Annotated in this window: 20 protein-coding genes; 8 read left to right on the top strand and 12 right to left on the bottom strand. The window is 64.5% G+C overall.

Features of this window, described 5'->3' with window-relative positions; translation table 11 throughout:
- Positions 1-29: 29 nt before the first annotated feature.
- Both ACTOWJ_RS03680 and ACTOWJ_RS03675 read left to right on the top strand, forming a co-directional pair.
- The gene (locus ACTOWJ_RS03680) at positions 30-2,714 is read left to right on the top strand and encodes a TonB-dependent receptor (RefSeq protein ID WP_441333239.1); all 2,685 of its coding nucleotides are present in this window, start codon (positions 30-32) and stop codon (positions 2,712-2,714) included.
- A gap of 195 nt (positions 2,715-2,909) precedes the next feature.
- On the top strand, positions 2,910-4,316 hold the full coding sequence (locus tag ACTOWJ_RS03675) for a beta-N-acetylhexosaminidase (protein WP_441333238.1): 1,407 nt from the start codon (positions 2,910-2,912) through the stop codon (positions 4,314-4,316).
- 234 nt (positions 4,317-4,550) lie between these two features.
- Here ACTOWJ_RS03675 and ACTOWJ_RS03670 read toward each other — a convergent pair whose 3' ends face one another.
- Positions 4,551-7,649, bottom strand: coding sequence for a TonB-dependent receptor (locus ACTOWJ_RS03670; RefSeq protein ID WP_441333237.1), 3,099 nt, complete (start codon positions 7,647-7,649; stop codon positions 4,551-4,553).
- 414 nt (positions 7,650-8,063) lie between these two features.
- On the opposite strand from ACTOWJ_RS03670, the gene ACTOWJ_RS03665 reads away from it, so the two are divergent.
- Together ACTOWJ_RS03665 and ACTOWJ_RS03660 are read left to right on the top strand one after the other, a co-directional pair.
- Positions 8,064-8,195, top strand: coding sequence for a hypothetical protein (locus ACTOWJ_RS03665; RefSeq protein WP_441333236.1), 132 nt, complete (start codon positions 8,064-8,066; stop codon positions 8,193-8,195).
- A 150-nt stretch (positions 8,196-8,345) separates the two neighbouring features.
- Positions 8,346-8,864, top strand: a complete 519-nt coding sequence (locus tag ACTOWJ_RS03660) for a YybH family protein (RefSeq protein ID WP_441333489.1) — start codon at positions 8,346-8,348, stop codon at positions 8,862-8,864.
- 105 nt (positions 8,865-8,969) lie between these two features.
- On the opposite strand, the gene ACTOWJ_RS03655 is transcribed toward ACTOWJ_RS03660, so the two are convergent.
- Together ACTOWJ_RS03655 and ACTOWJ_RS03650 are read right to left on the bottom strand one after the other, a co-directional pair.
- Complete coding sequence (locus ACTOWJ_RS03655; RefSeq protein ID WP_441333235.1) at positions 8,970-9,482, bottom strand: DUF4189 domain-containing protein; 513 nt, start codon at positions 9,480-9,482, stop codon at positions 8,970-8,972.
- A gap of 102 nt (positions 9,483-9,584) precedes the next feature.
- Positions 9,585-10,361 carry an IclR family transcriptional regulator gene (locus tag ACTOWJ_RS03650; protein WP_441333234.1) on the bottom strand — a complete coding sequence of 259 codons (777 nt, stop codon included), beginning with the start codon at positions 10,359-10,361 and terminating at the stop codon, positions 9,585-9,587.
- Between the two features lie 170 nt (positions 10,362-10,531).
- Here ACTOWJ_RS03650 and fucP point away from each other — a divergent pair, with 170 nt between their 5' ends.
- From fucP to ACTOWJ_RS03635, 3 genes are all read left to right on the top strand, one after another.
- On the top strand, positions 10,532-11,851 hold the full coding sequence (fucP, locus tag ACTOWJ_RS03645; RefSeq protein WP_441333233.1) for an L-fucose:H+ symporter permease: 1,320 nt from the start codon (positions 10,532-10,534) through the stop codon (positions 11,849-11,851).
- Between the two features lie 86 nt (positions 11,852-11,937).
- Positions 11,938-12,327 (top strand): L-rhamnose mutarotase, encoded by a 390-nt coding sequence (locus ACTOWJ_RS03640; protein WP_441333232.1) that lies wholly within the window; start codon positions 11,938-11,940, stop codon positions 12,325-12,327.
- An 80-nt stretch (positions 12,328-12,407) separates the two neighbouring features.
- Entirely contained in the window at positions 12,408-13,823 is a 1,416-nt protein-coding gene (locus tag ACTOWJ_RS03635; protein ID WP_441333231.1) for an alpha-L-fucosidase, read from the top strand.
- Positions 13,824-14,203: 380 nt separating this feature from the next.
- On the opposite strand, the gene ACTOWJ_RS03630 is transcribed toward ACTOWJ_RS03635, so the two are convergent.
- The 7 genes from ACTOWJ_RS03630 to ACTOWJ_RS03600 form a co-directional block, all read right to left on the bottom strand.
- Complete coding sequence (locus ACTOWJ_RS03630) at positions 14,204-15,343, bottom strand: L-lactate dehydrogenase (RefSeq protein WP_441333230.1); 1,140 nt, start codon at positions 15,341-15,343, stop codon at positions 14,204-14,206.
- Between the two features lie 11 nt (positions 15,344-15,354).
- A complete protein-coding gene (locus ACTOWJ_RS03625; RefSeq protein WP_441333229.1) occupies positions 15,355-16,734 on the bottom strand; it encodes an L-fuconate dehydratase in 1,380 nt (459 codons plus the stop codon).
- A gap of 48 nt (positions 16,735-16,782) precedes the next feature.
- The gene (locus ACTOWJ_RS03620; RefSeq protein ID WP_441333228.1) at positions 16,783-17,643 is read right to left on the bottom strand and encodes a fumarylacetoacetate hydrolase family protein; all 861 of its coding nucleotides are present in this window, start codon (positions 17,641-17,643) and stop codon (positions 16,783-16,785) included.
- A gap of 40 nt (positions 17,644-17,683) precedes the next feature.
- Positions 17,684-18,460: an SDR family oxidoreductase gene (locus ACTOWJ_RS03615; protein ID WP_441333227.1), complete on the bottom strand. Its 777-nt coding sequence runs from the start codon at positions 18,458-18,460 to the stop codon at positions 17,684-17,686.
- A 38-nt stretch (positions 18,461-18,498) separates the two neighbouring features.
- The gene (locus ACTOWJ_RS03610) at positions 18,499-19,350 is read right to left on the bottom strand and encodes an amidohydrolase family protein (RefSeq protein WP_441333226.1); all 852 of its coding nucleotides are present in this window, start codon (positions 19,348-19,350) and stop codon (positions 18,499-18,501) included.
- The gene (locus tag ACTOWJ_RS03605) at positions 19,347-20,396 is read right to left on the bottom strand and encodes an aldo/keto reductase (protein ID WP_441333225.1); all 1,050 of its coding nucleotides are present in this window, start codon (positions 20,394-20,396) and stop codon (positions 19,347-19,349) included. The genes ACTOWJ_RS03610 and ACTOWJ_RS03605 overlap by 4 nt, the downstream gene beginning before the upstream one ends.
- A gap of 590 nt (positions 20,397-20,986) precedes the next feature.
- Positions 20,987-21,772 (bottom strand): FadR/GntR family transcriptional regulator, encoded by a 786-nt coding sequence (locus ACTOWJ_RS03600; RefSeq protein ID WP_441333224.1) that lies wholly within the window; start codon positions 21,770-21,772, stop codon positions 20,987-20,989.
- A gap of 158 nt (positions 21,773-21,930) precedes the next feature.
- Between ACTOWJ_RS03600 and ACTOWJ_RS03595 the strand changes: the two genes are divergently transcribed.
- Positions 21,931-24,231 (top strand): family 20 glycosylhydrolase, encoded by a 2,301-nt coding sequence (locus tag ACTOWJ_RS03595; RefSeq protein WP_441333223.1) that lies wholly within the window; start codon positions 21,931-21,933, stop codon positions 24,229-24,231.
- Positions 24,232-24,408: 177 nt separating this feature from the next.
- On the opposite strand, the gene ACTOWJ_RS03590 is transcribed toward ACTOWJ_RS03595, so the two are convergent.
- Together ACTOWJ_RS03590 and ACTOWJ_RS03585 are read right to left on the bottom strand one after the other, a co-directional pair.
- Positions 24,409-25,872, bottom strand: a complete 1,464-nt coding sequence (locus tag ACTOWJ_RS03590) for an alpha-L-fucosidase (RefSeq protein ID WP_441333222.1) — start codon at positions 25,870-25,872, stop codon at positions 24,409-24,411.
- Positions 25,873-25,962: 90 nt separating this feature from the next.
- Complete coding sequence (locus ACTOWJ_RS03585; RefSeq protein WP_441333221.1) at positions 25,963-26,886, bottom strand: hydroxypyruvate isomerase family protein; 924 nt, start codon at positions 26,884-26,886, stop codon at positions 25,963-25,965.
- Positions 26,887-26,932 lie beyond the last annotated feature (46 nt).

Below are 26,932 nucleotides of genomic sequence, written 5' to 3'. Positions count from 1 at the left end.
CCGAGTCGCCGCACAACCAGGAGCCCATGATGAAAAAGCATCCCAGCGATGTTCGACCGACCGGCATCGCCGTCGCGGTGGCCGCGGTCTTGATCGGCTGCGCAACCGCTCCGGTCATGGCCCAGTCCAGTACGACCGAGGAGGCCAAACCGGTCAACGTTGGGCAGGCCAACGCTGGCGAAGCCCGCACTACCCTGGAGACCGTGCACGTTTCCGCCACCCGCATCGAATCGGACCTGCTCAAGACGCCGGTGACCGTCACCGCCGTCACCCAGGAAGCGCTGACCCGGGAAGGCATCCGCGACGTACGCGGCCTGTCGGGCAGCATGCCCAATCTGCAGATCGCCGCCGGTCCGGATTCGGGCGTGCAGGTCAGCATCCGCGGCATCGGCGCCAACAATTTCACCGAGATCGGCGACCCGGCCGTGGGCCTGCACGTGGCCGGCCTGTACTCGCCGCGTCCGCAAGGTGCGCTGGCGCTGATGTTCGACGTCGACCAGGTCGAAGTGTTGCGCGGCCCGCAGGGCACGCTGTTCGGCCGCAACTCCACCGGCGGCAGCATCAACATCATTCCGGCCAAGCCGCGCTTCGATTCCAGCTTCGGCAGCGCCGAGCTCGATGTGGGCAGCTATAACCTGCGCCAGCTCAACCTGATCCAGAACATCGCGGTGAACGATCGCTTCGCCCTGCGCTTCTCCGCCACCAAGGTCGAGCGCGATGGCTGGATCAACCAGCAGCAGGATTTCACCGACGTCAATATTCCAGAACGCGGGTTCATCGCCGATGGCATCCCGGACGTGGACCAGCGCCGCAACGTCAAGGTCGGCCGCGACAAGTACTACTACAACCGCGACGAATGGGCGGTCCGCCTCGCCGCCCGCTTCGCCTTCACCGACAACGTCGAGTGGCTGCTGGCCTACGAGAAATTCCAGAACAACGGCGCCGGCCAGGTGGGGTTGAAAGACTGCGACCAAGCCGCCGGCACCCGCTTCGCCTGCCAAGGCGGCAAATGGGACGTGAAGATCAACGTGCCCGGCAAGACCGACATGTCGATCGACACGGTGCGCTCCAACCTCAACTGGTTTCTCAGCGACACCAACAGCCTCGAATACAGCGTGGCCTTCGCCACCCAGAAGCGCTCGCAGATCGCCGACGACGACGGCGGCTACCACGAGATCCCGTCGCAGGTCACCGCCACCTTGCCGGTACCGCACGAGGGCGACTGGGGTGTCTGGCCGGTGCGCGACAACACCTCGATCACCCTGGACTCGAAGTACAAGTCGTTCGTGCACGAATTGCAGTTCAAGCATCAGGGCGAACGCCTGAAGCTGGTGTCGGGCCTGTTCTGGATGCACGAGAAGAACCAGATCAACTATGCGCAGGAACTGCTGGTCAACGCGCCGTTCGGCTACCCGATCAGCCAGCTGTATCACCAGCCCGATCGTCAGATCGACGCCAAGGCGATCTTCACTCAAGCGGACTGGCGCTTCGCGCCTACCTGGACCCTGACGGCGGGCGCGCGCTACAGCCGCGACGAAAAGACCGACCGCGGCGGCCAGGTGTACGGCGGTTGGGATACCGAATCGACGGCTTACTACAACGGCCTGTACAACCCCGGCACGCCGGGTGAGCCGGGTTTCCGACCCCACAACGGCCGCGACCTGACCGAACGGATGGGACCGTTCGGCGGTATCGATGCCTACAAGCTGTGGGGACCGCCGGCGGAGAACGCCAATTCCGAATCCTGGCGCAAGGTCACTTGGCGCTTGGGCCTGACCAAGGACCTGTCCGACGACGAAATCCTGTTCACCTCGCTGTCCACCGGCTACAAGGCCGGCGGCTTCGGCGACAAGGACGATAAATGCGGCGGCAAAGTCTGCGTGGACGGCCCGGCCGGCCCGCAGTACACCTTCTTCTCGTACAAGCCGGAAACCGTCACCAACTTCGAAGTCGGCTACAAGGGCCTGTTGCTGGACAAGCGCCTGAGCTTGTCGGTCACCGCCTTCTACAGCCGCTACAAGGACATGCAAGTGACCGGCGACTTCTTCGCCGCCAAGGTGCACGTCAACGAACCCTGCCCGGATTTCGACCCGACCTGCGACGTGATCAAGAAGTGGCAGACCGTCAACGTCGGCACGGTGGACATCCCAGGCCTGGAAGTGGAAGTGGACTACCTGGCCACGCCTAATACCCGTATCGGCGGCTTCTTCTCGTACATCAACAGCAAGATCAAGGACTACCCCAGCTTCAGCGACGAATGGAACTGCGGCGTGCGCGAAGAGTTCGGCGCACCGCCTTGCCCGGCGCCCTACACCGGCCCCGATCCGACGCTGGCCGGCCGCCAGATCTACGACATCACCGGCCACCATCTGCCGATGACGCCGAAATTCACTGCCGGCGTCAACGTGTCGCACACCTTCAAGTTCGGCAATGGTTATGAACTGGTGCCGTGGATCAACGTGAAGTGGCAGGACAAGATGTACTTCACCCTGCGCAATCTCGACAACGCGCATGTCTCCGACGCGCAGGAGGCTTATACGACGGTCGATGCCAGCCTGAGCCTGAAGTCGCCGTCGTTCTGGCGCGCCGAGCTGTATGTGCTCAACGCCACCGACAAGATGACCAAGAACTGGGCCGACGACGGCGGCGGTTTCATCCGCGGCTACTGGAACGACCCGCGCACGACCGGCCTGCGTGTGCGCTTCGACTATTGATGCTGTCATTGCAGCGCATGAAGCCCCACTCCTCTTGTGAGACAGTGGGGGCTGAACTGCGTATGGGGTCGTGCCGAAATGAAAATGCCCTTCAAGCTCGAAGTCCTGCTGATCTGTCTGATTGCCGCTGCTGGTGTCGGATGCGACCACCGCCCTGCGGCGGTCGCGGAAGCTAAGCCGTCACCGGTGCATATCGTGCCCATTCCCCAATCGGTGCAAGTAGCGTCCGGCGAGTTGCGGATATCTGCCGCAGTGGTGGAGCGGCCGGCTGCCGCGGCCAACGCTGGAAGATCGCTGGAGGAATTGCTGACAAAGCTCAACATCGGCAGCAAGGGCGCGGCGGCAGTACCGATCCGGCTGCAGTTGGTCGATGACCCGGCACTGGGCGAGGAAGGCTATCGGTTGGTGGTGGACGATGCGATCCATCTGAGTGCGCGTACCGACACCGGCTTGTTGCATGCGGTGCAGAGCCTGCGCCAGTTGTTGCCGGCGCGGGCCCAAACGCAACCCGAGTATCGCCTGCCCCGCATCGCGATCGACGATGTGCCGGCGTATCGCTGGCGCGGTAGTTCCGTGGATGTGGCCAGGAGTTTTCTGTCGATCGAATACCTGAAGCAACACATCGATCGCATGGCGCTGTTCAAATTGAACCGCCTGCACCTGCACCTGACCGACGACCAGGGCTGGCGCATCGAGATCAAGCGTTATCCGAAATTGGTGGAGATCGGCGGCGCCAGCGCGGTGAAGGACGGGCGCGCCGGCTATTACACCCAGGCGCAGCTGAAGGATCTGGTGGCCTATGCGCAGGCGCGCGGCGTCACCATCGTGCCGGAGATCGACATGCCTGGGCACGTGCAGGCGGCGCTGGCTTCGTACAACGAACTGGCCTGCGATGACACGAAGAACCTGCGTCCCTACTCGGGCGTGGAAGTGGGCTTCAGCGTGTTCTGCCTGGAAAAGCCCGAGGTCGTGTATCCCTTCGTGCGCAATGTGCTGGAAGAAGTGGTGGCGATCTTCCCTTCTGCGCAGATCCATATCGGCGGCGATGAGATCAAGCACCCGCTGTACGCCGATTTCGTCGCACGCACTGCGGCGATGGTGGATGCGATGGGGCGTACCGCGATCCTCTGGGAGGAGGGATCGGTGGCCGACATCAAACCCAACGTGCTGCTGCAATTGTGGAATGACGGCTACGCCATCGAAGCGGCGGTTGCCAAGGGGCATCCACTGATCCTGTCGCCGTGTTCGTATCTGTACATCGACCACGGCAACTACAAGGGCCAGCCCGGCGCCGACTGGTGCCGCGCGGAAGGCCTGCCGCTGAAGCGGGTCTATGGCTTCGATCCGGCGCCGTTCAAGAGCGCGGTGGGTATCGAAGCCGCGCTATGGACGGAGTTCGTGCACTCCGATGCTGCAACGGACGATCACCTCTGGCCGCGCCTGGCGGCGGTCGCCGAACTTGCATGGAGCCCTGCCGGGCAGCGCAGCTATGCCGGGTTCGTACAGCGCATGAGAGCGTTGCGCCCGCAGTTGGATGCGCTGGGTGTCCGCTATCACCCTGAGCCGGATCTGGGCTGGGCTGATACGAAGGGTGCGCACTGAGACCACGAATCCGCAGCTACGTCGTCGTTTTTTCTGATGCTGCGAAGTAAAGACGCGCGGCTCGCGGTTCTACGACGCGATCGGTCACGGCGCGGTCGCGGCTTGCGCCGCTCCTACAGGGGGCGATCCGGCTACGTTGTGCTATCTGTAGGAGCGGCGCAAGCCGCGACCGCGAATCCGCGACGTATTGGCGGACTACGGGCCTGCGGTCACCGCAGGCCCGTAATGCAACGATCAGAATTTGTACGTCAAGCCCAAATACATGATCCGACCGGAGTAGTTGTTGGTCCATAAGCGCGCATTGGTGTCATTGCCCAGATGCGCCCGCTGCTCCTCCTTGGTCACGTTCAGTACCGACCCGCTCACGGTGAATCGGTCGCTGAGGTTGTAGGACGCATTGAGATCGAGCTGGGCGTACGGCTCGGTGTAGATGCTCAGACCGCTGTGCAGGCCCTGCACCACTTCACCACGACGGTTGTACGATGCACGCACGAGGAACTTCGGAGTCTCGTAGAACACCGTGAAGTTGGCCTGGTTCTTGGCGCTGCCCACCAGGGGCGAACTGGCGATCCTCTCGCCGTTGAGCTCGACGGCGGCCAGGTTGGTGTCGTTGTAGGTGTAGTTGGCCTGGAAGCCCAGACCGAAATCGAAGGTGTGCTGCGTGTACAGTTCGACGCCCTGCGAGACACCGTCGCGACCATTGGCGGAGGTGCTGTAGTCCTGCACGGTCACCGTTTCCCCGCCGATGGTCACCTGAGAGTCCTGGACCACAGGCACGACGAAGTTCTTGACGTTCTTGCGGAACAAGCCCAGACCCAAGACCGAGCCTGGACGGAAATACCACTCCACACCGATGTCGAACTGCGTCGCCTCGTAGGGGTCCAGGGCCTTGTTGCTGCCGTTGCCTCTCCAGCCCAGATCACCGCCGCCGGCGGCTGACCGGTCGTTGCTGTATTCCGGGCTGTAGAAATTGAGAGCACCCGGATAGGCGATGTCGGTGAAGGCCGATCGCGCGATGACCTTGGAAGCCGCCCCGCGCAGCACGATGTTTTCGGTCAGATCCCAGGCGATATTGAAGCTGGGCAGGTAGTCGGTGTAACTCTTGTCCAGCGTACTGAGCGCGAAGGTCTTGGACCTGGCCAGTCGCTCGGGCAATCTCACGAAGCCGCTTTCGCAGGTATACCCGCCATTGGATCCCAACAGCGCGGCGGCGGCGGGGTCGGTGCATGACATTGGATTGCCGCCGGTGTTATCGGCGAAGTAATCCGTGAAGCGCTCGACCGAGTCGGTCGATGCCGCGCTCTGCTTGGTTTTGACCACGCGCACGCCGAAGTTGCCGCGCAGGCGCTGGGTGCGGAAATTGGCCTGGAAGTAACCACCCGTGGTTTTTTCATCGACGTCGTAGATGAAGTCCGGTTCCCGGCGGCTTTGCATCGCACCATAGCGACCGTTGAGATAGTCGATGTAAGCCGGGAAGTCGATCCCAGGGAAAACATTGGCACTAAAGCCACCAGTGATGTCGCCGATCGGATTGGACAAAAAGAAGCCCGGCTGAGCGATTCCCGCGGTCGAATCGCAACCGGCCTGATATCTCTTGTCGTAGTCGCCCGGGTCGGCTCCCTGACAGACCCAGTAAGTGTTGCCGGTGTTGCGATGGACCGAACTGTCGCTGAACTTCGCGCCGAACTGTACCGATTCGAGCCAGCCGCTCAAGAACGTCTTGGTGGCATCGATCTGGAAATGGTTCTGCTTGATGCTGGTTTCCTTCCACGACGAGTCGGTGGAACCGGTGTCTATCTCGGCGATGCCGGCCATCAACTGGTTCTGCATATTCGGCGCGACCGTGATCGATGGCGTACCGCTCAAATTCCAAGCGCTGTAGGTATTGCCGGCTTCCCATACGCCATTGACGTTGCGCCGCGGCTTGGCCGACATGCGGAAATTCATCGAAGGTCCGCCCTCGGACCAGGTCCGCCCACCCTTGGCCGAGATGCGCAGCAGATCGGTGGCCTGCCATTCGATCTCGATATCGCCCGTCTGCGACAGCGCTTTTTCGCGGCTGTAGGCGCCGCTCAGTTGCGGCGTCGGCACGGTGCAGTCGTCCGAGCCCCAACCGCCGGTAGGCAGGCCCTGCGCCGCGGCCTGGGCATCGTTGCAGGGGTAGACCTTGCCAGCGAGTTTTTCGTACTCCGCGGCGGTGACGACCGTACCGCTGCGATCCAGGGTGAATCCGTTGAGCAGCCTGCCGCCCGCCCAGTTGCGGTCCTGTTTGAAGCGCGCCAGATTCCACTCGGGAATCTTGAGAAGATTGAGCGTGTAGTCGCTCTTGAGCTCGAAACGGAAGTAGTTGGCCGTCAGCGTCAGCTTGTCGGTCGGCTTGAATTGATAGGTCAGCTGCAAGCCCTTGCGTTCGCGCTCTTCCTCGCGCACGCCGAAATTGACCGAGGTCGGCATGAAGAAGCCCGAGTAGTTATTCCCTTTCTGGTCGTTGATGCCGGAGCCTTGGCCCCACCAGTTGCCGACGCTCGGATCGAGCGGGCGGCCATTGGCATCGACGACGGGATTCCTCGCGACACCATTGACCTTATCGGTGTACCAGTTCCAATCCTCGGTGCTGACTTCCATGCTGCGGTTGGTGCGCTCCTGCTGGGTCGCGCCGATCAGGAAACCGAAGCGGCTGTCCTCGCTGTGCCAGGAGTACATGGCCGCCAACTGCGGATCGGTGGTCTTGCTGGTATCGGAGTAAGTGCCTTCGAGCGTCACGAAACCGGTATTGGATTCCTGATCCAGCGGACGTCGGGTATGCAGGATCACCGTGCCGCCGATGCCGCCTTCGTCGAGGCGCGCTTCCGGCGTCTTGAACAGTTCCGCGCTGGAGAGCATGTTCGCCGGCAGCAAGGTGTAGTTGAACGAGCGCGTGGCCTCGTCGTTGCTTTCCGACGAGGCGACATAGTTGCCGTTCAACTGGGTCAGCGTGAGGTCCGGAGCCAGACCGCGGACGCTCACGCTCTTGCCTTCGCCACCGCTGCGGGTAATCACCACGCCCGGCACGCGCTGCAGCGCATCGGCCACGTTCTTGTCGGGGAACTTGCTGGCGTCTTCGGCCGTGACGACTTCGACCACCGCGTTCGCGTTGCGCTTTTGGTCCAGGCTTTTTTCGATCGAATAGCGAAAGCCGGTGACTACGACCTTGTCGAGATCCTTGGCCCGATCGGACGCATCGGCGCTTGCCGGAGCTTGCTGAGTGTTCTGGGATTGAGCGTGCGCGCAGAGCGGCACATAGAGCGCCGCGCACAGCGCTGCTGCCAACGTATTACGAGCGTGGACTTTCATTGAGTACCCCCGGAGTAGCCCCTGTGACTGGTGTCTTGATTGAGCGAAGCTGACTTAGATCGATCTAAACAAGGCGTAGACGTGTGGGGTTTTCGCCGCCTCGATCCGTATAAGAACGCTATTGGATCGATCTAAGTATCACCAGAAGCCGGGCCCTAAAGCATGTGGCGGCGCAGCAAGGGCGGCCGTTTGCCAATCGGGTCACCCTTTGGGCTCCCTGCATTGGAATGGATGCCGCAGTTTCCAGGACCTGCGGCCCCGACCCAGGGCGCGCGGCGTATGGCTCGATTGGCTCCAGAGTCGGGCGGCCGCGCAGACAGCTCCATCGTCACCTATCGACATGGAGGCCTGCAGGGCTTCGCCTTGGTGGTGGGCCCTCACGCCCTCGGGCGTCGCCACCATCAGCGGGAGGACATGCACACCAGCAAGCCGGCCTCGCCGAGCTCCGGTTCGAGCACCGGGCAGACCTTTTCAGACCTCGCCGGGCGCCGTGCCTGCGTGGTTGTCGGCATCGAGAAACTGGAGGTCGAGGACTTGGAGATGTAGTGTCATTGCATGGTTCCACATCCGCGTGAACGATCGGAATCGTAAGAGCCGCGACTTCGGACCAAGGGCGCGCGCCCTGCCCCCACCTCAAAGGAATTGAGACATATGAGCCATTCCATCTTCGCTGCCTTCGCCCTCGGCCTCATGCAGATGGCCGGAACAGATCCTAAACAGGACATCGCGAAGCCGACCGTGTCCGTAGCGCCTGCCGATGTCGCATTGCCCCCTGAACTGGATCGAGTGCTTCGCGACTATGAGCGCGCATGGCGCGTGGGCGATGCGGCGGCCCTTGCTTCACTGTTCGCAGAGGATGGATTCGTGCTGCCAACCAATAGTCCGCCAATCCGCGGACGAGCGGCCATCCGGGCGAATTACCAGAAGCAAGCAGGCGCAGCCCTGCGGCTACGTGCGCTCTCTTTCGCCAGCAAAGACACGATCGGCTACATCATTGGTGCGTATGGCTACGACAATAAGCCCGGCGACGCAGGAAAGTTCACTCTCACCTTGCGTCGTGCGCCCGGCGAGCCGTGGCTGATCTTTTCGGACATGGACAACTCGAACGCATCGCCTGGGCGCGGGAACGTACCGAGCACCCCTTCGCCAGCAGATGCGCCGGCACCGCACAGAGACAAAAAGCTTACAACCACTTCAACCTCTGCGGGGCCGTGATCTGGTGTCATCCGAAGGCCTATGCGTCGATTACTGCAAAGGGTGTATCAGATCAGCTGAGCCGTTGAGCCTTCTGTGTTCAGCGAGATTCCCTGAAAGCTCGAATCAGTAGGGATGAAAGATCGGCTTCGTGCATTCGGAGTGATGCACCCTGCAATTTTCATCGGAGATATTGCACTTCTGCATACCTAGACTGGAGGCCAGTTGCTCCGTTTCTGCGCCTTGCACCAAGAACTCTCTATTGCCAGTCACGAGCGCAGCGCATTGATTGAAATAAGCCAGGCTTACCTTGCACCCATCACCCCCGCCATTGGCACGGCATTGGTCCATGGCACCACGTTCGGCTTCACCCTTACTGGTCTTGCCTACTACCGTTCCAAGAATGCCTTTTAGTCCATTGGCGGCAAATGCCCCCCACGTGGTTTCCCAATACCCTGTTGGCGTCGGCGGCGCGACTGGCTGCCCTTGCGTCGGCGCATCGTTACCTCCCGGCGCACAACCCCAAACATCCCCGTATAGCTTGGGCGTTTGACCGTGCGGACAGCCGCCCTCCGCGCGCGCCACATCCGTTACAGCCATCAAGCAGATACCCATCAGCAGCAATGACCGAACGTTCATCACGACCTCCTTTCCGTAAATTAATAACTCCTACGCGGCGTACTGATCTGCGCACCCACCGCATTCGCCAACGCCGTGCGGATGCGTTCGCATCAAAATAGCTCAGCGCCGCGGCGGATCGTACATAAGCGCATGCGAGATCTCCTTCGCCGCCGCGCATACCGCAGCCAGCGCTTGCTCGATGCCGATCTTTTCCGGCACGCGCTGGATGTACGGCATCGACAGCGTGTAGATCGCATGGTCGTTCTGCAGCACCGGAGCAGTCAGGTCGGTGACGCCGACCACCGCTTCACTTTTCAGCAGCGCATAGCCTTGCTGGCGGATCCGCTTGGCCTGCTGCACGAATTTGGCCTGGTCGTATTCGACGTCGCTGTCGCCGAGCATCTGCAGCCACTGCGCCTGCACCGGTTCGTGCTGGAACGCGTACAGCACCAGGCCGGAGGTCGAATGCACGATCGGCCGACGGTGCCCTGGGCGCACCGCCATGCCCAAATCGCTCGGCGCGTCGATCTGAGCGATCACCACGATCTGATCTTCCGAAGGCGCGACCAGATGGCACGGCTGGCCGACCTGATCGGCGAGCCGCCGCATGATCGGCAACGCGATCTCGGTGACGTTCTGCACCTGCGGCTGTTGCATGCCGAGCATGAAAAGCCGGTTGGTCAGCACATAGCCGGCGTCGCCCGGCGCCTTGGCGAGGTAGCCGCGTTCCTCCAGCACCTGCAGCATGCGGAATATCTCGTTGCGGGAACGGCCGACGCCCTCGGAGATATCGCCCATGGATTTGGGTCCCGCCGCCTGGGCGAGCAACTCCAGGATGTCCAATCCCTTGTCCAAGGCCGGGGCGCGGTACTTAGCGACCTCTTTCTTCACGGTCATATCCCTTGTTTTTCAAAAGCATACAGCGAACTTGCGGTGTTTTCCTGCACCCCGGAAAGTTTACCAATGAATTTAAATTTCATATTTGCAATGATCAAGCGGCGGCAGTAAGCTCGGTTTACGGGGCTCGCCCCGCCGCCAGCGGGTAGAACCTTGGGAGGGGTGAAGCCATGCATTACAGCAGTGAACCGCAGGTCGCCGTAACGGCTGCCCCATCACGCACGGCGATGGGGGCGCTGGTCCTGATCGTGAGCTTGTTCTTTCTCTGGGGCGCCGCCAACAACCTCAACGACATCCTGATAAAACAGTTCAAGAAAGCCTTCGAACTATCGGACTTCCAGGCCGGGCTGGTCCAGAGCGCGTTCTACTTCGGGTACTTCCTGCTGGCCCTGCCTGCTGGATTGTTCATGCGCCGCTACAGCTACAAGGCCGGCATCGTGCTCGGCCTGCTGCTGTTCGCCGCCGGCGCGTTCCTGTTCTACCCGGCGGCGCAGACGCATACCTACGGAATTTTCCTGCTGGCGCTGTTCGTGATCGCCAGCGGTCTGGCGTTCCTGGAAACCGCCGCCAATCCGCTGGTGACCGTGCTCGGCCCGCCGCAAACCGCGGCGCGACGCCTGAACCTGGCGCAGGCGTTCAATCCGCTGGGCTCCATCGCCGGCGTGCTGGTCGGCCAGCACTTCATTTTCTCCGGGGTCGAGCACAGCGCCGAACAACTCGCGGCGATGACGCCGCAAGCGCGGGCCGCGTTCTATACGGTCGAATCGGCCGCGGTGCAGACGCCCTACCTCATCATCGGCAGTCTGGTGTTGTTGTATGCGGCCGTGGTCGCATGCACCCGCTTCCCCAAGGCCGGCGCCGATGGGTTCGCCTCGCCCTCGCGGGCCGCCAGCAGTTCGCAGACGCTGCGCGCGTTGCGCGGGAATCGCCGTTTCGTCGGCGCCGTGATCGCTCAGTTCTTCTATGTCGGCGCGCAAGTCGGCATCTGGAGTTATCTGATCCGCTACGTGCAGGATGGCGTGCCAGGAACCGCCGAAAAGGCCGCGGCCACTTATCTCACAGCCTCGCTCGTGTTGTTCATGGTCGGCCGCTTCATCGGCGCCGCGCTGTTGCGCAGTTTCGCGCCGGCGAAGTTGCTGGCGATGTTCTGCGCGATCAATCTGGGGCTGACCGTCGCCGCGATCGCCTTGCCTGGGTCCATCGGCGTGTACGCCTTGGTCGCCTGCAGCGTGTTCATGTCGGTGATGTTCCCGACGATCTTCGTGCTCGGCCTGGAAGGCTTGCAGGACGACGAACGCAAGCTCGGTTCGTCGCTGATCGTGATGGCGATCATCGGCGGCGCGGTGCTTACCGCCGCGATGGGCGCGGTGTCGGACTACGCCGGAATCCACTGGTCGATGGCGGTCCCGGCCGTATGCTTCGCCGCGATCCTGGTGTTCGCGCTTCAAGCGCGACAGCCGCACGGGAATCATCCCGCCGCCGCGGGATAAGGCCGCGCAGCGCGTCTGCGCGAATCGCATCAGCGTCGCCGGTCCCTGAAGCGCGGCCTCGTCGTTCCGCTCATCGAGTCAGAACCATGCCCAGATTGTGCTACGCCCTCGACCTGCACGACGACCCGGCGCTGATCGCCGAATACGAACGCTGGCATCGGCCCGACACGATCTGGCCGGAGATCGTCGAATCGATCCGCGCGGCCGGCATCCGGGAATTGGAGATACACCGCAGCGGCGACCGGCTGGTGCTGATCATGGACGTGGAGGACGACTACGACCCCGCCGTGAAATCGGCCGCCGACGCGTCCAACCCGGCGGTGCAGGCCTGGGAGGAGTTGATGTGGAAGTTCCAGGAGCCGCTGCCGGGTTCGCCTCCGGGAGAGAAATGGAGCGCGATGCGACGCATCTTTGCGCTCAGCGATTTTGCGCTCAGCGATATCCGGGCCGGGACGTCCACGCCCGACCGCGAATGACGCGGCGTTCGCCCGCGCAGCTCGCCGCTCGACCTTGCCTTCCACGCCATGTTCCGTTGCAGCACTCATGGAGGTTCATCATGACGTCGTCCGTTCAGATCGCCGCACGCCGGCGCTGGAACCCGCCCTGCCCCGCTCGCCGGATCGTGTTCTCCGCCATCGCGGCCACCGGCCTGCTGTTGGGTCAGGCGATCCATACGGTGTGCGCCGCCGAATCTACCCCCGCCAGCGCCAAGCCGATCCCGGCGGGTAATCTCGGCGCCCGCCTGCGGGCCGATCCCGAAGCGGTGCGCTGGTTTGACGAGGCACGCTTCGGCATGTTCATCCATTGGGGCGTGTACAGCGTTCCCGGGCGCGGCGAATGGGTGATGAACAACGAGAAGATCCCGATCGCCCAGTACGAGCGCTTCGCCGAACAGTTCAATCCGACCGGATACGACGCCAAGGCCATCGTCGGCCTGGCCAAGCGCGCCGGCATGAAGTACATCACCATCACCAGCAAGCACCACGACGGCTTCGCGATGTGGCCGACCAAGCAGTCGCGCTGGAACATCGCCGATGCCACCTCGTTCAAGCGCGATCCGCTGAAGGAACTCGCCGCGGAAGCGCGGCGCCAGAACATCAAACTGTTCTTTTATTACTCGCAGTTGGATTGGCATCACGCCGATTTCGCGCCGCTCGGCGGTACCGGCCATGCGTCGGGACGCGCCCAAGGCGGCGATTTCAACCGCTACCTGGACTACATGGATGCGCAATTGACCGAACTGTTGACGCAGTACGGCGACATCGGCGGTATCTGGTTCGATGGAATGTGGGACAGACCCGACGCCGATTGGCGACTGGCGCGGACCTACGATCTGATCCACCGTCTGCAGCCCAAGGCGCTGGTCGGCAGCAACCATCACGTCAAGCCGTATCCGGGCGAAGACTTCCAGATGTTCGAGAAGGATCTGCCGGGAGCCAACTCGGCCGGATTCAACACCGCCCATGTCAGCGCGTTGCCGCTGGAAGCCTGCGACACCATCAGTGGCGCCTGGGGCTATAACGCCCAGGATACGAACTACAAGAGCACCAGACAGTTGGTTCACTTCCTGGTGCGCGCGGCGGGTGCGGGATCGAACTTCCTGCTCAACATCGGCCCGACCGCGCAAGGCACGGTACAACCCGAGTTCGCCACGCGCCTGGAGGAAATCGGCCGCTGGATGGATACGAACGGCTCGACGATCTACGCCACGCGCGCCGGTCCGATTCCGCCACGCAGTTGGGGCGTCAGCACGCAGACGAAGGACGGCACGGTGTTCGTGCATGTGCTGGACTGGCAGGATCGATATCTATTGCTGCCGCCGCTGGAAGGCATCGCCTCGGCCAGCGAGTTCGGCAACGGCCGCGCTCTGGAGTTGAAGCGGTTGCCCGAAGGCTTGCTGGTGCGAGTGCCGGAGGCCGCGCCGGGACAACTCGATCGCATCATCGTGCTTAAGCCCGGCGGCGGGGGCTGACGGTATCGCCGTGCAGGAGAGCGTCGGGGCTGAAGCCCCTCCCACAAAAGACTTCGGGGCTGAAACCTTCTGCGCAAATCGCTTCGGGAGTGGGCGGGCCCAAAGGCCAAAGCGTCGGGGCTGAAGCCCCTCCCACAAAAGACTTCGGGGCTGAAACCTTCTGCACAAATCGCTTCGGGACTGGACAGCGCCTCGGGATTGAACGGACCCAAAGGCTTTGGTACTGCGAGGTCTTTTGTGGGAGGGGCTTCAGCCCCGACGCTTTCCTCCCAACTCGCCGGCAACGATCACTTTGCGATCTTCCGTGAGCCTGGCTGCACTCTGCCCCGCCCTTCGCAAACTCTCGCCGACGCCCAACCGATCAAGCCCAGGCCTCGCGCTCAATCCACCAGCAAATGGCGCCCTGCCTCGCGCACGTCCGTGCAGCCGGTCAGCGACATCGCCACCTCAAGCTCCGAGCGCAAGGTGGCGAGCATTTCCGCGACGCCGGCTTCGCCGGCCGCTCCCAACGCATAGGCCCAGGCCCGGCCGACCAGACAGGCATCGGCGCCGAGCGCGAGCATGCGCAAAACGTCCAGACCGGAGCGGATCCCGCCGTCGGCCAGCACCGGCACGCGTCCGGCCACTTCCTCCACGATCGCCGGCAACGCGCTCGCACTCGCCGGCACGCCGTCGAGCTGACGGCCGCCGTGATTGGACACCACGATGCCGTCGACGCCGCAGGCGAGCGCTTCGCGCGCATCGGCGCGATCGAGCAAGCCCTTGATCACGATCGGCCCATCCCAGCGTTCGCGCAGCCAGGCGATGTCCTTCCAGGTCACGGTCGGATCTAAATTGGACTTGATCCAGTCCGCGAATCCGCCCACGCCGCCTTCGCCGATCACCTCGGGCGGGATATTGCCGAAACCGTGCGGGCGGCCGTTGAGCTGGACGTTCCACAGCCAGGCCGGATGCGTGGCGCCCTGCCAGGCCCGCATCGCCGCGCCGCGCCATCCGGCCGGGCCGGACATGCCCGAGCGCAGGTCGCGGTAGCGCGCACCGGCGATCGGCAGATCCACGGTCAACAGCAGCACCGGGCTGGCGGCCGCGCGCGCGCGTTGCAACAGGGCCTGGCAGAAGCCGCGGTCGCGCACCATGTAAAGCTGGAACCAGACCGGCGCGCCGCTGTCGCGCACCACTTCCTCCAGGCCGCAGATGCTCAGCGTGGACAGGCAGAACGGCACGCCGGCCGCCTTCGCGGCGCGAGCCGCCTGGACCTCGCCGCGCCGCGCGTACATGCCGGCGAACCCCACCGGCGCCAGCGCCAACGGCAGCGCCAGCGACTGTCCGAACAGCGTGGTGTCCATGCGCAAACTCGAGATATCGGTCATCACCCGCTGGCGCAACGCGATCGATCGAAGCGCGTCGCGATTGCGCTGCAGGGTGACTTCATCGTAAGAGCCGCCGTCGATGTAATCGAACAGCAGCCTGGGCAGCCGCGCTTTCGCCGCTTCGCGCAGATCGCAGATCGGTCGTCCCATCGCGCAGGCCCTCAGTAAGGCGGGATATGGCCGGTGTTCGCGCCCTCGCGCACCGTGCGCAACAAGGTCGACAGCGTGGATTGAGCGCCGGCTTGCTCCGTCCAGGCCGGTCCGTCGGGATAGCGGAACCGCTGCAGCGAGGCCTGGTGCATTTGCGCCGAGAAGCCGGGCGCCGTCGGCGCCAGATAACGGCCGTCGCGGATCCGCACCGGGTCGAGGAAGTGCTCGTGCAGATGATCGACGAATTCGATCGCGCGATCTTCCATCGACGCGCTGATCGCGACGAAATCCGCCATCGCCAGATGCTGGACCAGTTCGCACAGGCCAACGCCGCCGGCATGCGGGAACACCCGCACGCCGAACTTGGCCGCGAGCAACAAGATGGCCAGATTCTCGTTGACGCCGCCGACGCGGGCCGCGTCGATCTGGATCAGGTCCACCGCCTGCGCCTGCAACAGCTGTTTGAACACGATGCGGTTCTGGGTGTGTTCGCCGGTGGAGACCGGCACCGGCGCGATGCCGCAGCGGATCGCGGCGTGGCCGAGGATATCGTCCGGACTGGTCGGCTCCTCGATCCAGGCGATGTCGAACGGCGCCAGGTGCCGCATCCATTCGATCGCCGGCGCCACGTCCCAGCGCTGGTTGGCGTCGACGGCCATCGCGATGTCCGGACCGATCGCCTGGCGCGCAAGACGGCAACGCCGGACGTCATCGTCGAGATTCGCGCCCACCTTGAGCTTGATGGTGCGAAATCCCTCGGCCACCGCTTCGCGCGCCAGACGCACGAGCTTCTCGTCGGAATAGCCGAGCCAGCCCGGCGAAGTGGTATAGGCCGGATAGCCGTGCGCTTCGAGTTCGCGAATGCGTTCCAGCTTGCCCGGCTCGGCTCGCTTGAGCAGCGCCAAGGCGTCGTCGGGCGTGAGCGCATCGGTGAGGTAACGGAAATCGACCGCGGCCACCACTTGTTCCGGCGTCATGTCGGCGATGTAGCGCCACAACGGTTTGCCGGCGCGGCGCGCGGCCAGATCCCAGGCGGCGTTGATCACGCCGCCGATGGCCATGTGCATCACGCCCTTCTCCGGCCCCAGCCAGCGCAATTGAGAATCGTCGTTGAGACGCCTGGCGAACGCGCCCAGATCGTCGACGACCGCCTCCACGTCCAGACCGACCACCAAATGCGACAACGCGCCGATCGCCGCAGTCTGCACGTCGTTGCCGCGACCGATGGTGAATACCAGCCCGTGGCCGGCCAAGCCGTCTGCGTCGTCGGTGCGCAGCGCCAGATAAGCCGCCGAGTAGTCCGGGTCCGGGTTCATCGCATCGGAGCCGTCGAGCTCGCGCGAGGTTGGAAAACGGACGTCCAGGGTGTCGATGGCGACAATCTTGCTCATGGGGGTTTCGCGGTCCTTAGGGTGTCTTGGCGAGGAATCGGGCGACGATCACGAACGGGCCGAGCCGTCGTGCGCGACGACGCGCTGGCGTTGTCTGCCCAATCCTTCGATCTCCAGTTCGATGACATCGCCGGGCTTGAGATAAGTCGGGGGCTTTTGTCCCAAGCCGACGCCGGGCGGCGTGCCCGTGCTGATCACGTCGCCCGGCATCAGCGTCATGTAGCGGCTGATGTGGCTGACGATATCGGCCACGGTGAACACCATCGTTCGAGTATTTCCGTTCTGATAGCGGTGTCCGTTCACTTCCAGCCACAACGACAGATTCTGCGGATCGGGAACTTCGTCGCGCGTGACCAGCCACGGGCCGATCGGCCCGAAGGTGTCGCAACTCTTGCCCTTGACCCATTGGCCGCCGTGTTCGAGCTGGAACTCCCGTTCGGACAGGTCGTTGACGACCAGGTAGCCGGCTACGTGGTCCAACGCGGCTTGCGGCGTCACATCGCGCGCGATATCGCCGATCACCACGCCCAGTTCCACTTCCCAATCGGTCTTGACCGAACCGCGCGGAATCACCACGGTGTCGTCGGGTCCGACGATGGCGGTGGTCGCCTTCATGAACAACACCGGCATGGGCGGCACTTCCATGCCCGATTCGGCGGCATGGTCGGCGTAGTTCAATCCCACGCAGATGAACTTGCCCACGTTGCCGACCGCCGGGCCGTAGCGCACCGGCCCGGCCACCACGGGCAAGGCGTCGGTATCCAGCGCGCGAAGCCGCGCCAGGCCCGCCCGGGTCAGGCAATCGCCCGCGACGTCGGCGACGACGCCGCTCAGATCGCGCACGCGTCCTTCGTGATCCAACACACCCGGGCGCTCGCTGCCGGGATCGCCATAACGCAGTAGTTTCATTGCCGCTTCCGCTGAAGTTCCAAGGGGCCGCCGATCGGTCTCAGTTCGACCAACCGCCGTCGATGATGTGGGTCTGTCCGGTGGTGAACGAGGATTCTTCCGAAGCCAGATAAACCACCAGCGCCGCGATTTCCTTCGGATCGCCCAGGCGGCCCATCGGCTGGCGCTCGGTGAAGCTGCGCCACACCGCCTCTTCGTCGCCGCCGAGTGCGGCGACGCGCTGCGCCAGCGACGGCGTCCTGACCGTGCCCGGACAAATGGCGTTGCAGCGCACGCCCTGGGCGACGAAATCGGCGGCGATCGACTTGGTCAAACCGATCACCGCGGCCTTGGTCACGCCATAGACGAAGCGGTTGGGCACGCCCTTGATGCTGGAGGCCACCGAGGACATGTTGATGATGCTGCCGCGTCCGCGTTCGATCATGCCGGGCAACACCGCCCTGCACAGGCGATACATCGAATGGACGTTGATGTCGAACGAGCGTCGCCAGGCCGCTTCGTCGCAGTCGAGGATGCTGCCTTGGTGCACATAGCCCGCGCAGTTGAACAACACATCGAAGCCGGACTGCGACCGGACCAGATCGTCGATGGCGTTCGGATCGGTGACGTCCAGCGCCAGGGTCCGGATCGATCCGGATTGCGCCTCCAGCTCGGCCAGCGCGCGCGCATCGATGTCGGTCGCCAGCACCGTCGCGCCTTCGCGCGCGCAGGCCAGGGCCGCCTCGCGGCCGATGCCGGCGCCCGCCGCGGTGATCAGGCAGCGCTTGCCCTGGAGCCTGGTGCCGGCGGCTTCGTGGGCGTGGGTGATTTGAGTCATGGTCGTGGGCATCTCATCGATAAGAAAACACGGAAGGTTCAGTCGCCGGCGGGCCGCGGCAAACGGTAGAAGGCGCGCGAGTTGTCGCCGAACACCTGCGCTTCGTGGCCGGGCGCGTGACGCCGTATCAGTTCGCGCGCCATCCGATGCCAATGGCCGTAATCGGCGCGCAAGGTGAGCACGGGCCAGTCGCTGCCCCACATCACCCGCTCCGGGCCGAAACAGTGCAGGACATGGGCTACGAAGGGATCGAGCTCATCCAATGACGCCGCGCGATCGCCTTCGGTCAGCAGGCCGGACAATTTGCAGAACAGTCGCGGTTGCTCGGCGAGCGCCGCGATGTCCTCGGCCCAGGCCGCGCGGCCCTCGCCGTGCACATCGGGTTTGCCGGCGTGATCGACCACCGCGCGCAGTTCCGGATGCAGCGACAGGCGCTGGCGCAGCACCGGCAGGTGCACGGGCTTGACCAACGCATCGAAGCTCAGGTCGCGCTCGATCAGCGCCTGGAAAGCGCCGTCCAGCGACGGCCGCAGCAGCCAGTCCGGATCGGCGATGTCCTGCACCATCGGCCGGAATCCCTTCAGCCGTGCGCGACCGATCTCGATCAACGCATCCATGCGCTGCGCGCAGTGCGGCGATTCGAAATCGGTCCAGCCCACCACGCCGGCGATGCGCGGATGGCGCGCGGCCAGATCGAGCAGGAAGCGGGTTTCGGCCTCGGTGCCGGTGGCTTGTACCGCGATCACCATCGACACGCCGCGCTGCGCGAGTTCGGCCTCGATGTCGGCCGGTTCGAAATCGCGGTAGAGCGCGCTCACATCCGGCGTCAGCCAGTCGTAGTCGCCGCGCGCGAGCGACCAGAAGTGCATGTGCGCATCCACGATCTTCATGGCGTCGGCACCGAATCGTCCAGCAATCCGGCCTCGCGCAAGCGCTGCCAGACCGCCTTGGGTATCGCGCTGCGCGAACGCGCGATCGCGGCATCGACCTGCGCGCGATCGCGCAGGCCGGCCACCACCGTCGCCACCGCGGGATGGGCCAACGGAAACTGCAGCGCCGCCGCGCCCACTTCGACGTCGAACTCGGCGCAGATCGCGTACAGGCGCTCGGCGCGGGCAAGCGTGTCCGGATCGACCTGGGAATAGTTGTAGTGCCGGCCGGGTGCGCGCGCATTGCTGGTGAGGCCCGAACTGTAGGGCCCCGCAGCGAGCACCGACACGCCGCGGCGCTCGGCTTCGGCCAAGGCCCGGATCGCGCCGTGCTGTTCGAGCACCGTGTAGCGGCCGGCGAGCATCACGCAGTCCAGATCGAATCGGGGCAGCAGCTCCAGTATCACCTCCTGTTCGTTGACGCCGATACCGATCGCCCGGCAGGCCCCGGATGCCTTCAGCTCGGCCATCGCCGGCAAGGCCTGATCCAAGGCCTGACGCAGCATCTGCGGATGACGTTCGCCGTGCGTGAGCCGGCCGATGTCGTGCAGCAACAAGATGTCGACGTAGCCGGTATCCAGGCGCTGCAGGCTGGACTCGAACGAACGCAGCACGCCGGTCCGGCTGTAGTCGAACTCGGCGCGCCATCCGTCGACCGCGAAACCATCGTCGCCGCCCACGGCATGGTCGTCGCGATAGACGCGGCGCCCGACCTTGGTCGAGATCGCGATCGCTTCGCGCGGCAATCGTTTAAGTCCCTGGCCGAGCCGGGTTTCGCTCAAACCGTAACCGTAGTAAGGCGCGGTATCGAAGTAACGCACGCCCGCGTCGCACGCCGCTTCGACCGATGCGACCGCGGCGGCGGCGTCGACCTTCTCGTACAGATTGCCGATCGGCGCGGCCCCGTATCCCAAGCTGGAGACACGCACCTCGGAGCCGCCCACGCGGCGCGTGGGCAATGCGGCGCCCGTGGAATGATCGATCGCGCCGCGAACCGGTTCGGACATGGGCTGCTCGGACATGGGTGGCATGGTCATGGCTCGGCGAACAGCAGGCGCAAACCTACTGGGCTGTCGACTGAGCATGGACCGCCCCATTGGCGAACAATCCCATCAACAGCACGCATCGCACCGATTCAGCGAGTTTCGACCTGCGCATACCTTCCTCCCTGTAGGACTGACGAGATTCGCGGGAACCCGATGCATGAGCCGGTAGCCCTCGAGAGGAGAGGCTTAGTTCATATATAAATTATATTTCGTATTTGAACATATCAAGTTGCGGTGCACCATACCGCGCCCTCCCGCCTGGGCCAAAGGGCCAGAGCGTTGTGCGATTGCTGGCCCGGTCGTAGTCCGGGAGATGAGGAGATCGAGCGGTCCAGTTGGACACGCGGGCCGCGTCACCGCGTCGGGGAAAGCATCAAGGCGCGGCGGCGGGTACACGACGGACGCCGGACAGGCGCCGCCCTCGCTCCCCCGCGATCAAGAAAGTCTGTAGTGCCCGCGCACGGGTAAACCGGGCTCGGCGTTTCGCTCGCCCGACTTATCTAAATGCCACGAAAGACAGCCTGCCGGCGCCGGCCAGGACGATCAGACGCTCAGCGTTCGCCGCCGGAGAAGATGCGCAGCACCGAATCCAGATGCAGTTCCATGGCCTGACGCGAAGCGTCGGCATCGCGGCGGCGGATCGCGGCGACGATGGCGGCGTGCTCATGTTCAGATCGGTGCGGCATGTCCTCGCTCGAATACAACTGCTGCACGCGTTGGAACATAGGCCCGTACTTGTGCCCCAGCAGATGCCGGATCAGCAGCGCGTACGCGGGATTGCCGCTCGCATCGGCGATACGGATGTGCAGCAGACGATCGCCGGGATGGGTCACCGAACCCACGCGGTTGTCTTCGATGTTGCGCTGGTAAGCCTCTTCGATGCCGTCGATCTCCGCATCGGTGGCGTTTTCCGCGGCCAGCGCGGCCGTTTCCGGTTCCACCAACCTGCGCGCCTGCAGCAGCGAGAACGGCGGGATCTCCACCTCCAGATCGACCACCACACCCAGTTCGGGATCCTGCACCCAGGGCTGGCTGCGCATGGCCTGGTCCAACACACGGCGCGCCGGCTTGTCGCCCTGAGCCGCCGCTTCGGCAGCGGTGGGCTCCGGCCCGACCACCATCACGCCGTCGCCGACGCGCACCCGCACCATCCCGATCACTTCCAGAGCGATCAGCGCCTCGCGCAAGGAAGTCCGGCTCACCCCGAACTGCTGCGACAACTCGCGTTCGGCCGGCAAATAGCTGCCCGGCGGGTACTCCCCGCGGTTGATCAGCACGCGCAGTTGATCCGCGATCTGTTGGTAAAGCCGGCGGTTCTGGATGCTTTGGACGGGCATAGTGTGTTATTGGTTGGACCACTGAACCTTTGACGGGTTCATTCAGTCCCGTCCAGGCGTCGTCAGGGAACCGGCCGGTACGGCATTCGATTAGACGCCGCGGGACCGGATGCGTCCACCCCGGGGGCCGTCGCGCTCACCCCAAATCGGAGTTTGTCGTGAGTCTTCTTTCGCGTGTTTGCGTCCTTCTTTGTCTAGCATCGCTGTGGCCCTGCGCGTCGGCGGCGGCCGATCCGGCCCCGCCGGCCCCGCAGATCGTGCCGATACCGGCCCGGATGCAGGTCTTGCCGGGGCGTTATCGGCCCGACGCGTCCGTGCGGGTGGCGATCGCGGCCGATACCGCCGAGATGCGTCCCCTGGGCGAACTGGCGGCGACGATTCTGCGCGAGGCCTGGACGCTACCGGTCGCGGTGCAATCGGGCGGCGAGCCCCACGCCGATCTGAGCTTGACCCTGGCCCCGGCCCCGGACGCCAACCCCGAAGCGTACCGCCTTGAGGTGGATGCCGACGGCATCCGCCTGAAAGCGGCCACTCCCGCCGGCCTGTTCTACGGCCTGCAGACCCTGCGCCAGTTGGCGCCGCCAGGCAGCGCTCAGGCCGGCGTGGCCGCGCTCGCCATCGACGACGCGCCGCGCCTGGGCTATCGCGGCGTGATGCTCGACGTCGGCCGTCATCTGTACCCGCTCGACTTCCTCAAGCGCACGCTCGATCTGATGGCGCGCTACAAGTTCAACACCTTCCATTGGCATCTCACCGAAGACCAAGGCTGGCGCCTTGAGATCAAGCGCTACCCGCGCCTCACCGAAGTCGGTGCCTGGCGCAAGGACACCCAGGTTCAACACCGCGATGGTCCCGATACCGCCGACGGCCGCCGCTATGGCGGTTTCTACACCCAGGCCGAGGCGCGCGAATTGGTGGCGTATGCCAAGAATCTGCATATCGAGGTCATTCCGGAAATCGAAATGCCCGGCCATGCCCTCGCCGCGCTGGCCGCCTATCCGGAACTGGCCTGCACGCCCGGGCCGTTCGAGGTCGGCAACGTGTGGGGCGTGGAAAGCAACATCCTGTGTCCGAGCGAAGCGACCTTCACCTTCATCGAAGGCGTGCTCGACGAGGTGATGGACATCTTCCCCTCGGCCTACATCCACCTCGGCGGCGATGAAGCGCCGACCACGCGCTGGAAGCAAAGCGCGCTGGCGCAACAGATCATCCAGCGCGAAGGCCTCAAGGACGAGCACGCACTGCAAGGCTGGTTCATGCGCCGGGTGGAGAAATACCTGCACGCGCACGGGCGCAAGATGATCGGCTGGGACGAGATTCTCGATGGCGACCCGCTGCCCAGCGCCGCGGTCATGTCCTGGCGCGGCATGGACGGCGGCATCCGCGCCGCGCGACTGGGCCACCGGGTGATCATGTCGCCGACCTCCTACGTCTATTTCGACTATTGCCAGTCGCTGGCCAAGAGCGAACCGATCTGCAGCGGCCACCTGCCCTTGCGCCAGGTCTACGACTTCGAACCGGTGCCCGAGCAGCTGACGCCGGAACAGCAGGCGCGCATCGCCGGCGCGCAAGGCAATTTATGGACCGAACGCATGCGGACCAGCGAGTCGGTCGAATACATGATGTGGCCGCGCGCACTGGCCCTGAGCGAAGTGCTGTGGTCGCCGCGCGAGCGACGCGATTGGACCGATTTCACCCGTCGCCTGGAACCGCAGTTGCGCACATTGGACGCATTGCGGGTCAACTACCGCGTTCCGGACGTGATGGGACTGGAAGGCGATGCGATCACGCTGAGCCCGAAAATGCAGGTGCGGCTGTCCTCGCCCTTGCCCGCCGCGCGCATCCGCTACCACCTCGACGCCGCCGATCCGACCCAGGCCTCGCCGCTGTACCGAGGGGCCATCGCCTTGACGCCCGACCCCGCGGGCACCACGGTTTCGGCGCGGCTGGAACTGCCCGGCGGCCGCTTGGGACCGGTCAGCCGCGCGCGTTATTCACTCGCGCAACTGCAACCGGCCACACGCAGCGATCGCAAGGGACTGCGCACCGGACTCGACCGCGACTACTACGAAACCGCGGTTACCAGTTCGCAACAGCTGCTGACCCAGCGACCGCTGCGCAGCGACACCGCGTCGGGCATCGGCCTGCCCGCGGACGCGCGCGCCGAAACCTTCGGTTTGCGCTACCGCGGCTACCTCGATGTACCGCGCGACGGCGTGTATCGCTTCGTGCTCAGTTCCGACGACGGCGCGCAGGTGTGGATCGACGACAAGGTGGTGGTCGACCGCGACGGCCCGCAATCGCCCGGCGACTCCTACGGCAGCGCCGCTCTCGCCGCCGGGCTGCACGCCTTCGATCTGCGCTATTTCCAGGGCGGCGGCGACAAACAACTGCGGTTGCGGGTCGAACGAGACGGCGAAGCGGCCGTATCGGTGCCAGACGCCTGGTGGCTGCATTGATGCATTGATCGGGTAGCGCAACGGCGCTCGCGACTTGTACGCGAGCTCCGTTCGACGGGCGGCGCTCGGCCCGGGCTTGTTCGGAGCCGGCACTATGAGCTCGAACGCTATCGGCCCGCCCCGCCTTCGCCGGGCCGTTCGGGGCCAAGCGCCCTGCGCGCCAAGACAGACGAATACTTAGGCCGTTGCCCCGCGATACAGCGCCACGGTGCTCAGCCGCGGCGCCCGATACGCGTGCTCGATCACCACGCGGATCTTGCGCGCGCGCGCCAGCCCGAAACGCTGCAGCCGCTTGCAGCCGACCGTCGTGCCCCAGGCGAACGGCAGCCATTGCCCTTCGTGCCACCGTTCGACCCGATAGTTGGTGATGTCCTGCCCGAGCGCGATCGCTTCTTGCAGGCATACAGTGTCGAACGCGATCTCGCGCTCCAGTTCGAATTCGATCCAGCGTTCGCCGCCGGCATCGGCCGCGCGCCAATGCGAATCCGGATCCTGGTCGAGCACGCGTTCGGGTGCGTGCCCGGCCGCGCTCGCGCTGGCGCGCGTTCGCGCGCCTTGCAGCAGATTGCCACCCCCAAACAGCGCTGCGCGCCTGCTGGCGAAGCCGGCCAGGCTGGCGACATCGGCATCGTGGAAACGCCCCGCGGGCGTCGGCGGAACATTGAGCAACAATTTGCTGTTGCGCCCGACCGAGTTGAAGTACAGATCGAGCAAGCCTGCGGCGCTGCGCACCTTGGCGTTCTCTTGCTCGTGCCAGAACCAGCCCGGCCGGATCGAAACATCGGATTCGCCTGGACGCCAGACCGGGCCGTGAGGGTCGCCCTGTTGCAAGGCATCGGCGGTCCAAACGCTGTCGAAACCCGCCGACGGCACGCGCGCCGGATCGACCGTCGACCAGCAGGTGGTGCCGGCGATGCCGCTTTCGTTGCCGATCCAGCGCACATCCGGGCCGGCATCGGAGAACACGACCGCATCGGGCTGCAGCTCGCGCACCGTGCGATGGATGCGTGGCCAGTCGTAGGTCTGGCGCTTGCCGTTCGGCCCTTCGCCGTTGGCGCCGTCGAACCAGACCTCGACGACCGGACCATACTGCGTGAGCAGTTCGGTCAGCTGCGCGATATAGAAATCGTTATAGGCCTGGCCGCTGCCATAACGCGGTTCGTGACGATCCCAGGGCGAGAGATAAAAGCCGACGCCCAACCCTTCCGCGCGGCAGGCATCGACGAACTCGCGCACCACGTCGCCCTTCCCGCCGCGCCACGGGCTGCTGCGCACGCAATGCGCGGTGGTCGCGGTAGGCCACAGGCAAAAGCCGTCGTGGTGCTTGGCGGTCAGAATCATGCTGCCAAAGCCGCTGGATTTGGCCGCGCGCGCCCATTGCCGCGCATCCAGGTCGGTGGGATCGAAGATCTTCGGATCTTCGTCGCCCTCGCCCCATTCCTTGCCGGTGAAGGTATTGACGGTGAAGTGCACGAACATCGACAGCTCTTCGCGCTGCCAGGCCAGTTGCTGGGGCGTCGGCCGCGGCCTCGCGGACGTCTCGGCGGCGGAGCGTTCGCTCGTGGATGCGGTGACCGGAACGCCGACGACCGCGGTGGCGACGCCGGCGGTACCGGTCAGGAGGAAACGACGACGATCCATGAAACTCCTCGAGCGAATTCGAATACGGGCAAGAACATCGACAAGACCGGACGCGCGCGACTGGTTCCGAGCGCGGCGATCCAAGCGCGATCAATCGATATCGCATCGCCGGTACGCGTCGATCACACGGCGTTCGCCCTCGACGCCGGGCGTTGCGTTTCCGTGCTCCATGCCGAACACGAAATCCTGGCCGTCCTTGCGCATGCGCGCGTCGATGTGGCGCAGGACATTGCGGTAATCGATCTCGCCGGTGCCCGGCTCTTTACGGCCGGGGACATCGCCGATCTGGAAGTAGGCGATCTCGTCCCAGGCGGCGTCGATGTGCGCGATCAGATTCCCTTCGTTGCGCTGCATGTGATAGATGTCGTAGAGGATCTTGCATGCCGGACTGTTCACCGATCGCGCGATCGCGTAGGCCTGGTCGGAGGTGCGCAGGAACAGCTCCGGGGTATCGCTCAGCGGCTCCATCACCATGACCAGGCCATGCGGCTCCATCACCTCGGCGCCGGCGCGGATCGCGTCGACGACATGGCCGGTCTGGATGCCGATCGGCAGGCTTCGGTCGAAGAACCCCGGCACGATGGTCATCCATTTCGCATTGACGCGCCGCGCGGTGGTGACCGCATCGCGACAGGCCTTGACGAAGGCTTCGCGGAATTCCTTCTTGCCGGTGGCGTAGGACACTTTCCAGTTATGGCCGGCGTCGATCACGAACACGCCCATGGTCATGCCGGCGTTGGCGAGGGTCTGGCCGATCCGCTCCTGCAAGGCCGGCGGCCGCTGCATCAGTTCGTTGTCCTCGTAGGCGCGGAAGCCCGCATCGGCCATGAATTGGATCTGCGCGATCGGGTCTTTCCCCGCCGAGGCCTCGAACATGCCCAAGTGCGGGGCGAATTTGAGCTTGAAACGCTGCGCCGGCGCCGGCGCGGCCGCCAGCGCGGCTCCGCTCACGGCGCTGGCGGACATCGCCACCAACGCGGCTGCCGTGGACTGCAGAAAAGATCGTCGTTGCATGAGGGATTCCTGCTTGAGCTGAGTGGGCGTGGTCCTGGCTTTCAGG

The sequence above is a fragment of the Lysobacter sp. CA199 genome (genome assembly GCF_052078715.1).
Classification (GTDB): Bacteria; Pseudomonadota; Gammaproteobacteria; order Xanthomonadales; family Xanthomonadaceae; genus Lysobacter.
Note: the sequence above shows the minus strand (reverse complement) of the source record. Positions and strands in the feature narration are given on the sequence as shown.